This window comes from Lujinxingia litoralis (genome assembly GCF_003260125.1).
Lineage (GTDB): Bacteria > Myxococcota_A > Bradymonadia > Bradymonadales > Bradymonadaceae > Lujinxingia > Lujinxingia litoralis.
Genome location: NZ_QHKO01000011.1, coordinates 140,105 through 151,567 on the forward strand (window position 1 = coordinate 140,105; position 11,463 = coordinate 151,567).

Consider the following 11,463-nt stretch of genomic DNA (forward strand, 5'->3'; position numbering starts at 1 on the left):
AGGGGTTATTCTTTAAAAATTTCGACCATCACGCAGGTGGTGTTGTCGGTGCCGCCGTTGTTGTTGGCCGCTTCGATGAGCTTATCGATGCAGACCTCCAGGTTGTCGCGATTCTCCAGCATGATCGCGCGGATAGTCGCGTCGTTGATCATGCCGTTGAGACCATCGCTGCACAAAAGGTAGAGGTCTTTATGCCGGGGCTCTTCGCGGGCCACGTCGACCTGCACGGTCTCTTTCATGCCCAGCGCCCGCACGATGACGTTTTTATGCGGGAAGTTTTCGATCTCTTCTTCGGTGAGATCTTTCATCTTGATGTAATCGTTGAGCAGCGAGTGGTCTTCGGTGACCTGATGCAGCTCTTCGCCGCGCAACCGGTAGACCCGGCTGTCGCCAACATGGCCCACATAGATGGAGTCGCCGCAGATGCACAGCGCCACCACCGTAGTGCCCATGCCGTGGTGTTTGCTCGGGTCATTTTTGGCCGTCTCGAAGATGCGCAGGTTGGCCAGCTTGATGCTCGCGCCCAGGCGGTTTTCTTCGTAGCTGCGCCCCTTTTCCATTTTGTAGGGCCAGGTCAGATCTTCGTCTTTGCTGGTCTCAATGAAAAATTCGGCGATGGTGTCGACGGCCAGCTGCGAGGCGACCTCGCCACTGGCGTGACCGCCCATGCCGTCGGCAACGATGTAGAGATTTTCTTCGGGGACCAGACGCAGGTTGTCCTCGTTATGGCCCCGTTTCATCCCGACGTGGGTGTTTCCAGCGTATCGCAGTTTGATCGGCACGGTGTGTGACCCCGGTTGACGGCAGCGCGCTTATCAGGGGGCCCCGGGCGGGCCCTGGCGCGTGGCGCGGTAATAACGTCTTGTATCTTTCGGCAGGTGCCACTCCAGGAGCGAGCGGCCGATGAGCAGCGGGGGGAGGCGCACATAACGCGTCAGCCGTGTAAGCCGGGCCAGGGCGAAAGGGTGGGCGCCACCGAGCGCCGCCACATCATCGCTTAACCCCGACACAATACTGTTCAGAGGCCTATCGAGCAAGGCGTGTGCGGGCTCTCCCGCCGCGCAAGTAAGGCGCCCTTGACACCCCCTGTGCGGTGGCGCGTTGGCTTGTCGTGCGGGCCCAGGCGCAGGTACAACCGGCGAGCAGCCAGTCGCAGTGATTCCGGCCCCGGAGTGGTGATGAAGATTTTGTATGGTGTGGTGGGCGAAGGCATGGGACATGCCATTCGCAGCGCGGTGGTGCTCAAGTGGCTGTTGGACCAGGGGCACCAGGTGCAGGTGGTGGCCTCGGGGCGCGCCCATGCGTATCTGAAGTCTCGGGTGCCCCGGGTCGATCAGATCTGGGGGCTGACCATGGCGATGGAGCATAACCAGGTGCGTCGGCTGGCCACGGCCACCGATAACCTGCGGGGTGCGCTGGAGGGGTGGCCCTCCAATGTACGGCGCTACTTCGAGATGGTCGGCAGGTTTTCGCCCGATGTGGTCATCAGCGATTTCGAAACCTGGAGCTGGCTCTTTGCTAAGGTCCACCGCATCCCGCTGATCTGCATCGATAATATTCAGCTCATCAACCGCTGCTGGCATGACGATGCCATCATCGGCCAGGAGATGGATGAATTCCTGCTGGCAAAGTCCATCGTCAAAGCCAAATGCCCTCGGGCGGCGCATTACGTGATCACGAGTTTCTGTGAGCCGCCGGTGCGCAAGAAGCGCACCTCGCTGGTGCCGCCGATCCTGCGCCCCGAGATCCTCAACGCCACCCCCACCCACGGGGAGCACCTGCTGGTTTACCAGACCTCGCCGACTTTTTCGGACTTGCCCCGGCTGCTCGCCGGGTTGCAGCGTCCGGTCTACATCTACGGGTTGCGGCGAGAGATTCAGGAGGATCAGCGCCAGGGGAACCTGGTATTTCGGCCCTTCAGCGAGACGCAATTTGTCGAGGACCTGGCGAGCGCCGCCGGGGTGATCGCGTCGGCGGGCTTTACGCTGATGGGCGAGGCGCTGCATCTGCGAAAACCCTTTCTAGCCACGCCGGTGGGCGGGCAGTTCGAGCAGCTGCTCAACGCGCGCTATCTTCATGAGCTGGGCTACGGCACCTACAGCCGAAGCCTGGGGCCCAACGACCTGGTTGATTTCGTCGACGAGCTGCCGCGCTATCGCCAGGCGCTTCAGAGCTATGAGCCCCGTGATAACAGCGCGCTCTTTGCGCGCCTGGAGGAGCTCTTTGATCTGGCCGAGAGCGGCATCCTGCGCTCCCGGCGCGTACGCTGGCTGGGGTGGGGTGATGCTGCGAAGTGAGTGAGGCCTTGGGGAGCGTGCGGATCAGCGCTACGCGCGCGCCGCGGCGCTGACCTGCTCAAAGCTCAGGCTCTCCACACACTGATCTACGGCGCAGATGGCCGTGGGCGTGCTGCCGTTGGCGAAGAGCAGGGCCAGCACGTCAAGGTGACGCGTGGGAAGGCTCATGACTCGATGCCCGGTCGGGATCTGGAAAAGCGCCAGGGTGTGGTTGGCCAGCGCGGCGGCCAGCAGGTAGTTATCCGGGGAGAGCGCCATGGTGAGCACCGGCGCCTCGGTCTGCAGTCGGGCGATGGGGCTGCGCGGGGAGCTCAGCATGATGACTTCGACGCTGTGATCACGCCGGCTGATGGCGGCGCTCCCGCCGTGGGCGCCCATCGTGACGCTGCTCACGGCCTCACCGTTGCCGATGCGCGTCCACTCGCTGGCGCTGGCACGCCCGGGCTGGTGGAGGTACACCCGCCCGGAGGTCGACCCGGCGATCACGCTCTTTTCTTCGGGATGCACGGCCAGCGCGGAGATCGACGCGCGGCGCACGTCTTGAAAAAGCGTACGCGTGCGCCCCGTCTCCAGCGAGGTGCGGGTGATCGAGCCATCACGGTGGCCGGCAAACACCGCCTCACGGCTCAGCGCCAGTGCGCCGACCGATGAGGTTGTGGCCACGGTCAGGGGGCGAGCCTCGCGGTGGTCTTCCCCGACGTAGAGCACGTCGTAGGGCCCCTCCTCCAAGAGCACAAAGGCACCGGAGCTGGTCGCGCCGGCGATGACTTCGGTGGGCCCAACCCGTAGCCGGTGCAGGGCGCCGGCGGGCAACCCCGGCTCCGCGCTCTCCTTTTGGGGCTCGCGGGCGTAGCGCACCTGGGCCGGGATCGCCTGGAGGGCGTCGGAGTGGTGCGGAGTGGCCGTACGGGAGAACACCGGCGTCTGGACGGGCTCTCGCCGGGCGAAGGCCTGAATGGTCGTGGCGCTGGTGTGATCCTGGCGTCCGAAGCCCTGCAGATGGGCCTGGGAGGCATCAGAGGTTGCCGCGGCCTCGGAGCTTGTGGGCGCCGATGGCGCCGGGGCGCTCAGGCCTCCGTAGAGAGGCGTCGCGTGGCGGGAGGCCGGTTGCAGCGCGGAGGACGTAACCTCGGAGGAGAGCTGCGCGTTGGCGAAGGTGTCGAGCTCGGCGATCACCTCCGAGAGATCTTCCGGTCGCTCGGAGGGCTCCTTGGCCAGCATACGTGCCACCAGGCGTTCCAGCTCCTCGGGGAAGAGGCGCTCGGGGAGCGCCTCGTTCAAGCGCGGGGGCTTCTGGCGCACGTGCATCCGAAGCACGCTGTAGACGTTGTTGGACACAAAGGGCGGTTGGCCCGTGAGCATAAAGAAGAGGATCGCGCCCAGGCTGTAGATATCGCTGCGCTGATCGACGGCCTTGGCCATGGCCTGCTCGGGGCTGGCGTAGAGGGGCGTACCGATGAACCCGTGCGTCATGCTGACCCCGGAGTCGTCGGTCAGACGCACGATGCCGAAATCCAGAATATGCATGAAGTCGTCGCCGGCCGGCAGGCGTTCGACCATCATGTTTTCGGGTTTGAGGTCGCGGTGGATCATCCCGGCCTGGTGAGCCTCGTAGAGGCCATTGGCGATCTGGCGCAGCAGCGCGCAGGAGCGCTGCACGCTGAGCGGTCCCTGGCGATGGACCAGCTCTTCCAGGGTTAGCCCCGAGATCAGATCCATGATCGCGGCCACGTAGGAGCCTTTCAGATCGAGGATCTCGTAGAAGGAGACGATGTGGGGATTGCGCAGCCGGCTCAGCGCTTCGACCTCGCGGTTGAGGCGCTCCATGATCTGGTCGGCCTGCCCCTTGTCGGTGGCGATGATCTTGATGGCAAAATGCCGGGAGATCGACAGGGATTCGGCCCGATAAACCGACGCCGAGGAGCCGCGACCCAGGGGCTTGGCCACCAGGTAGCGCCGATCGATCACGCGCCCGAGCCAGGGGTCATTGGCATCGTTTAAGGGAGGCCAGCCCGGCTGGGGGGCGCGCCGATCGCACTCCAGGCACAGCGGCTCGTCGGCAAAAACCACCGACAGACAGCCGGGGCAGTGATGCTGCGGACTCTTCTCCCGCAGTTTCTGCCTCCGCGCCTCGCGAAGTACGCGGATCTGCTGGCCGGTCCCGGCAGGCGGGTCCAGGTTCGTCATAATGCGCTCCCTGACAGCATCGGCAACATAGATACCGGGCGTTCAACACACATCCCCCTTTTACCTATGCCAAGCGTCGAAACCCTAGTGCGTTCTTTAAGAGATCGCAAAGGCTCTTTTTGTCAAAGCTTGTCAATCGGGGGGCGCGGGGCTGGCCACAAAAGAAGCCGCGCGACTCCCGGGAAGGGGGCCGCGCGGCTTCTTGAGCTGAGCTTGCGCCAAAAGATGTGGGCTGGCTTAGTTGCCGGTCATCTGGGCGTAGCGGGCCTCAACTTGAAGGCCGGCCAGGATGTTGAACCACTGCTCATCGTTCCAATCCACGAACACGCCGGAGGAGGCGCCGGGGCAGCCCGTCAGCACGTAGTGGGCGGGATCAACGATGCAACCGTCTGGGAGCGTCGGCATGCCCAGGGTGCCTTCCAGGCAGTACTGAGTGCTTTCCAGACGAGCCAGGTTGGCGCTGTCGTCGGCCGGCAGGCGCAGACGTACCTGCAGCCCGGTATCGCAGAAGTAGCCGACCCGGGGCTCGGTGTCAGCGGGATGCGGCGGATACGCCATGCAGGTGCCGGCCGCGCCGGTGTTGGGGTTCGACGGGCAGGCTGCCCCCGGTCCATCACAGGTGTAGATATCGTCGATGCACTTGCTTGCCGAGGGCTTAAAGAGCTCGGCAATATCTTCGAGCGCGCCGGTGAAGTCTCCGCAGATCAGGCCGGAGACCGGCGCATCGTCGGCGCCAGACTTGGGATAGGACTCTTTAAAGACCCTCATGAACTGGTCGTAGCGGTGTCCGGAGAAGGCTTCGCCGTTGACGCTGGCGCAGCTCCTCTCAATGAACTGTTCGGGATTTTCTGCAGGAGAGGTGCAGTTGTCTGCGGGGCGAGGGGAATCAAAGCGCTTGTAGTTGCCGTGAATCGAGGCGACGATCACGTCGAATTCCGGATCCACGCTGCTGAGCCCGCGGCTGGCGGCGATGTTGGCGAGCATCTCGTCGCGAAGCGTGTCGATGTTGAGCAGGGCACCATCTTCACCCAGGTTCTCCTGGTAGGTGCACTCACTGACCATGCACTGGGACCCGTAGTCCAGGCTACCATTGTGGCTGCAGTCGTTTTCATCCGAGATAAAAATCACACCGGTGCGGGCGTCGGGGCGCAGAAAGCCCGCGTTGGGAAACTCGGCCGGGTCGCCCTCAGGGCCCCCGGTTAGCTCGGGCGAAAGAGCCCGCGTCACCGCGGCAAGCCCTTGCTCAAAGCCATAGCCACGCACCCCTACAAGGCTCATGCAGCCGAAGTCGGCAGCCAGCCGTGCGGTTTCGATTTGCCCCTGGGCATCCCGATAGTCATCGGCTCGCAGCACTTTAGGGATCGCGCGGTAGGCCGAAGTCGGCGGGAAGAAATCAACATCAACAGGCGCATCGTCGCCACTAGAACAGCTCTCTTCCCACCGCTCATAGTCCACCGCGCAGCGAAGATCGGCGATGTTGGGGTTGAGCAGGTGCTCCCACTCCGAGGGGTTGGTGGTGCAGCTCACCGCTGTGGCAATGGAGTTCAGGATCGGCTGCATGTCGTTGTAGTCCGGAATCCCGTCTTCATCGAGTGCGTAGAAGCAGGAGTCGTCGTAGCCAGGCAGAGGCTGCGGTGTCGACTGCAGGTGTCCGGGGCGGGCGACCGGCTCTGTGCCGAAGTCAACCGAGCTGTCGACCATGTGTGTGGTCGTGACACCGATATGGAAGTCTGCGTTGGTGCTTTTCAGGATCTCGATGAAGTTGGCAAAGCCGTTGCGCAGCAGAGTCTGCTCCTGGCACATCGAGCCGGAGTTATCGATCATCCAGAGAATGTCGAACTTCTCATTTTCTCCAACCGTCTGTGGTTGGATGAACTCGATCGCGCTGGAGGATTGGGTCAACTGCACGGGGTATTCGTTGCAGGCAACAAGCCCGACGGCCGTGCACACGCCTAAAGTCGCGGTCAACAGGCGTCGGGCGCCTGGCACTTTCCTTCCCATGTCTCGCCTCATCTAAGTCGAAGAGCGCAAAGTGTCGCGCAGCTGTTTGAGGGGGGGCTGCTGGTTGAGCGCAAGGCTAGCGGACTCGCCCGGTGGTGTCTACAGGGCTGCGGCCCTCCTTCAGGGGAGCGTCGTCGGGTCTCGAGCGTTTTGCCCCGCCAGCGTGCCGGGTTTGCGGCGTTGTAATAATGCGTAACCGCCCTGCAGATGGCGCGACGAGCCACCTTAAAACACCGCCAAGAAACGAACGTGGCGGCCGGCCTCACCCCGCCTTCGTTGGAGAAGGGCGAGGGGAGGGGAGCCGCCACGAAGAGCGTGGAGCGCGTCCTTCCGGGGGAAGGGGGCGCTCAAGACCCTTACGACTTGTGGGTCGTGTAGGGCAGCAGCGCGATCTGGCGAGCGCGCAGGATGGCGCGGCGCAGGCGACGCTGGTTGCGCGCGTTCACGCCGGTGATGCGACGGGGAAGGATCTTGCCGGTCGTCGTCACAAAGAGCTTGAGCAGCTCCGGGTTCTTGTAGTCAAGACGCCAGGAGGGGTTCTGATCGAAGGGATCGATTTTGCGACGGCGGCGCCAGTTGATTTTTCCGTACTTGGACATAAGAGCTTCCTCATGAAGTCAGCCGGGAGCCCGGCCGAACATTACTTAATCTTGGCTTCCACGAACTCGACGTACTTGCGGACCTTCGGGTCAAACTTCTTGATGCGAAGTTTGTCCGGGGTGTTCCGCTTGTTTTTGGTCGTGGTGTAGAAGTAGCCGGTGCCGGCGGACGAAACGAGTCGGATCTTCTCTCGCATGACAAACTCTCCAGAAATATCGGGGCCCACACATCACGCCAGCGCGCAAAGGGGCCGGAAGTCGGCGTCTTAAAAATTTTGGCCCAGCGCGTGGGCGGAGGACTACATATCGGGCCTTCACCAAAAAGGCAAGCCTGTGGGCATAATTGCCCGCCGCCGCGATCGCGACCCGGCGCCACACACACTTTTGTGGCTCGCGCTGTGGCGATCGCGGCGCTGGCGCCCACCGCCGGCGCGCTTGCGCAGGGAGGCGGCCAGGTGCTAATCCCGCAGGGGCCCGGCGAGCGGGCAAAAGATCTATGGATACAGGGCGATCTGGATACCTATGAATGACCCAATGAAGATGCGGCTCTTCAGCGCGCTCACCGGTTGCGCGCTTCTGGTGACTGGCTGCGGGCAGCGCTACCAGGAGCCCTTGCCTCCGCGCGACGGACTCTATTACCCGGTGGGCCTGGAGTTGCACCCCGGGGGGCGCTTTCTCTACGTGGCCAATAGCAACTTCGATCTGAAGTACAGTGAAGAGCTCGGGGGCACGATCTCGGTGATCGACACGAGCACCTCCACGCTCCTTCCCGACGCGTCGCCTTACGTGCCTTCCTTCGCCGGGCATATTGAGCTCAACGAAGACGGTACCCGCGCCTACGTGACCAGCCGCCAGCAGAGCGAGGTGACGGTGCTGGATGTGGCTGCGCAGGGCCAGGCGCTCTTCTGCGAGGTGGGGGGAGAGGCACGCTCCAACAGCAGCGCGTGCGTGGTGCGCCGGGTGCCCGATGTACGCTCCGGGGCACCGGTCCCGCTGGATCCCTTCGGTCTGGCGGTGGGGCGAGTGAGTCGGGAGATCGGTGGAGAGACGGTGAGCTTTGATCTGGTACATCTCTCGCACCTGCGTGGTGATCAGGTCTCCTCGCTGAGCTTCCCCGAGGGCGAGCTCGAGGGGGCCTCCATGCGCAGCGCGGCGCTGCTCAACGGGGGCAACCAGACTCGCCTGCGCCCGGGCACCGAGGATGTGTATGTGGCCGGTCGCGGCACCAATGTGGTGGCGCTCTACCGCCCCTACGTCAGTGAGGAGGGCAAGGTCGAGGCCATCGTGCGCCGCGGCGACGTGGTGCTCTCACCGGCGGTGCAGAATGTTGACGCGCGCGGGCTCGACTTTAACGCTGCTGGCGATCGCCTCTACGTGGCTGCCCGACGTCCGAGCGCGCTTTACGTGATCGGCATCGACGAGAGCGACGGGCTGCGTCACGAGGTGATCGACACCATTCCGCTGGAGCGTCAGGCCTCCGGGGTGCGAGTCCATCAGGGCGCCGACGGGGTGGAGCGGGTGTATGTCCCCTCGTACCGCAACGGCGTGATTCAGGTCATCGACCCGCAGATCGGTGCGGTGGTTGACACCATCGAGGTGGGGCGAAGCCCGTACGACATGGTCGCCGAGCGCTGCGAGGCGCCCGGGCAACCCTGCCGCGCCTACGTCTCGCTCTTTGATCAGCGTGGCGAGCGCCCGGAGCGTTGCACCGAGAGCGATCGGAGCTGTGGCGCGGTGGCCGTGCTCGATCTCGATCCGGCCAGCCCGACCTTCCATCAGGTCATCGAACATATCTATTGAGCCGATCTCCCCGGGATCGCTCCGCGCCCCAGTATGGCGCGGGCCGAGTCAGCGGAGCAGCACAACATGTTGGTGCGTATGAAGAACGCGAAAAAGATCGCCATGTGGGCCGGGCTGGGGCTGTGTGCCCTGGCCAGCGCGGGGTGTGAGGAGCAGGTTCGCTCCTCACCACAGGGGCTCAACGGTCCGGTGGCCCTGGCCGTCGTCGACGGCCAGGTCTGTCTGCCGAGCGTCGATGGGGAGGACTTCTCGATCGCGTCGCGGCCGCTGCCCCGGTGCGAGGATATGGCCAACCCCCGGGGGTTCGGGCTGGTCGTCAATGAGATCAGCGGCAAGCTCGGGGTGGTGGCGCTGGCCAGCGATCCGCCACGTCTGGTCAACCTCGATACCCGGGTGCCCGGAGTGACCCAGATCGAGGTGGGCACCCGGCCGGTCGATGTGACGGTGAGTGGGCAGGGCACCGCAGCGCTGGTGGCCAACCAGGGCGATCGGAGCCTGACCGGCGTCGATCTCTGGACGCTGCGCCCGCTCTCGGAGCCCATCGCGCTGCCCGGCACCCCGCTGGCGCTGGAGAGTTTTGAAGACGCCGGCGCTCCGACTGTGGCGGCGCTCCTGGCCCAGCCCAACCTGCTGTGGGTGGCCCCCGGGCTCAGCTGCGAGCGCCCCGCCGACGCCGTGGATCGCCGCGATCACGAGCCGGTGGACTGCACCCGGGCCTCCGGTGAGGCGGTGGAGGTGGCGCTCCCGGGGCAGCCGGCCGATCTGAACATCGATCAGGAGGCCGGAATGGCCGCGGTGGTCTACCGCGACCGGGCCGATCTCTCCCTGATCGCGCTCACCGACGAGGCCCTGGGCGATCAGAGCTGCCTGGAGGGCGACGCCGCCCCCTGCGAGGTTGCCCGCATCGACTGGGGCGGGGAAGAGGGCTCGATCTGGGGGGCGAATCAGGTGGCCTTCGATCCCACCGGCGCCTTTATCTACGTGCTCGAGTCGGCGGAGCGGCAGGTGCTGGTCATCGATCGCCCCAATCGCACGCTCATCGACGCCCGTCAGGCCAGCGAGCCCGCCACGGTGGGCGCCACCGAGATCGGGGGCATCGCCCTGGTGCGTCAGCCCCTGGCCATGGTCCCGGTGCTGGAGCGTCGCGTACTTAACGAGGGGCCCACGGCCCTGGTGGCTCACCGCTACGGGCTGCAGGTCGCCTCGGATAACGGGAGCCTGTACCGGGTCGACGTGCTCGATGTGGAGTGCGCCTTTGAGGCGCCCCAGGGCCTCTTGAGCGACGCCGAGTTCCGGGGGGACCCCGAGCTCCGAGACGCCCACCCGGAGGCGCGCTGTCTGGAGCTGCCGGCCCTGCCGCTGGCCAGCGCCGAGGAAGCCGCCGATCTCAGCGATTCGGCGCTTCTGGCGCGTCGGGTGATCACCGCCGAGACGCACACCCTGGCGATCACCCCGATCTTTGCCCTGCGCGACGCCAACAGCGCCCAGGGCCGCCTGGTCGGGCGCGCGAGCTGTGAGCAGCCCGAGGCCCTGCGCGAGGCGATGAGCCAGGCCGCTGCCGGCTCCCAGATCACCCTGGGCTGTGGCTCTCCGCTCATCGATCAGCCGGTGGCTCTGGAGGTGCCCGACGACCTGCGCAACTACATCGATGCGCCCCGCGCCGATCTGCTGGAGCTGGCCCGCGCGCAGCTTAGCGTGGAGGAGGGGCAGGTGAACGCCGAGATCCAGCGCCAGGTCTTTGATGTGCGCCTGCGCAACGAGCGCTGGACCCTGACCTACGAAGGGGCGCTCCCGGCGGTGGGGTCTGCGGAGCGCGGGCTGATCGCGCGCGAGACCCCGGGACACTTCCTCTCCGGCGGCATCGACTACTGCGGCGCCGGGGTCGAGGTGGGGGATCGCCTCCGCATCCTCTCCTCGCCGGGCGACGGCGCGGGCTGCGCGGGATTTGCCGGTGATGAGGGCTTTTTGACCTACGAGATCACCGCGGTGGGGGCGACCTCGTTGACGATCGCCCCGCTGGCCGGTGCCGACACCGCGCAGTCTCTCCCCACCCGGGAGTGCTTCGATCAGGGCCTGCGCTACGAGGTACGCCCCGACGCGCAGTGGATCGCCGTGGGTGAGCAGAGCGGCTTTGCCTCGGTGTGGGAGCGCGATGGGGAGTCCTGCGTGCGCAAGGACGAGGCTGATCTGGGCCGGCTGCAAGGGCGGGTGGCCTCGGGCCAGGTCTGGGAGGGGCCTTATCTGACCTTGCGCATCCGCGAGGGTGAGGTGGGCGCGCGGGAGGGGCTGAGCTACACCTTCCGCGTCGACCGGGCGTTTAGCGTGGCGGGCCTCTCGCTGGGCACGGCGCTGCCGGCCGAGCTGGTGCTCATCGACGATGTCGGCGTCGGCTCCCAGCTGGCCCTGGTCGATACCGGCACCAGCACCGTGTACGTGGTGCCCCTGGATCGCGTGGGCGTGGGCAGCGCCGGAACCTTCGTGCGCTGAGCGCCACACGGAGCACCGCATGAGCACGCCCAGGCCGGCGTGGAGGAAGGGGGCATGATGCCCCCTTCTTTTTTGATCCGCTGTTACGGGAA

General features: G+C 65.3%; 8 protein-coding genes. 3 read left to right on the plus strand and 5 right to left on the minus strand.

The genetic code is table 11. The features are described from left to right. Window positions 1-5: 5 nt before the first annotated feature. Window positions 6-776 (minus strand): Stp1/IreP family PP2C-type Ser/Thr phosphatase, encoded by a 771-nt coding sequence (locus DL240_RS17620; RefSeq protein WP_111731228.1) that lies wholly within the window; start codon window positions 774-776, stop codon window positions 6-8. 402 nt (window positions 777-1,178) lie between these two features. Between DL240_RS17620 and DL240_RS17625 the strand changes: the two genes are divergently transcribed. Further along, on the plus strand, window positions 1,179-2,297 hold the full coding sequence (locus tag DL240_RS17625; RefSeq protein ID WP_111731216.1) for an MJ1255/VC2487 family glycosyltransferase: 1,119 nt from the start codon (window positions 1,179-1,181) through the stop codon (window positions 2,295-2,297). 30 nt (window positions 2,298-2,327) lie between these two features. Here the strand turns inward: DL240_RS17625 and DL240_RS17630 are convergent, their stop codons facing one another. From DL240_RS17630 to rpmG, 4 genes are all read right to left on the minus strand, one after another. Further along, window positions 2,328-4,484 carry a WD40 repeat domain-containing serine/threonine protein kinase gene (locus DL240_RS17630; RefSeq protein WP_111731217.1) on the minus strand — a complete coding sequence of 719 codons (2,157 nt, stop codon included), beginning with the start codon at window positions 4,482-4,484 and terminating at the stop codon, window positions 2,328-2,330. 237 nt (window positions 4,485-4,721) lie between these two features. Further along, complete coding sequence (locus DL240_RS17635; RefSeq protein WP_111731218.1) at window positions 4,722-6,392, minus strand: hypothetical protein; 1,671 nt, start codon at window positions 6,390-6,392, stop codon at window positions 4,722-4,724. 449 nt (window positions 6,393-6,841) lie between these two features. Further along, window positions 6,842-7,084, minus strand: coding sequence for a 30S ribosomal protein S18 (rpsR, locus tag DL240_RS17640; RefSeq protein ID WP_111731219.1), 243 nt, complete (start codon window positions 7,082-7,084; stop codon window positions 6,842-6,844). A gap of 41 nt (window positions 7,085-7,125) precedes the next feature. Continuing rightward, window positions 7,126-7,281: a 50S ribosomal protein L33 gene (gene rpmG, locus DL240_RS17645; protein ID WP_111731220.1), complete on the minus strand. Its 156-nt coding sequence runs from the start codon at window positions 7,279-7,281 to the stop codon at window positions 7,126-7,128. A gap of 325 nt (window positions 7,282-7,606) precedes the next feature. Between rpmG and DL240_RS17650 the strand changes: the two genes are divergently transcribed. Then, entirely contained in the window at window positions 7,607-8,884 is a 1,278-nt protein-coding gene (locus DL240_RS17650; RefSeq protein WP_146618389.1) for a YncE family protein, read from the plus strand. A gap of 78 nt (window positions 8,885-8,962) precedes the next feature. Continuing rightward, window positions 8,963-11,371, plus strand: a complete 2,409-nt coding sequence (locus tag DL240_RS17655; protein ID WP_146618390.1) for a hypothetical protein — start codon at window positions 8,963-8,965, stop codon at window positions 11,369-11,371. Window positions 11,372-11,463 lie beyond the last annotated feature (92 nt).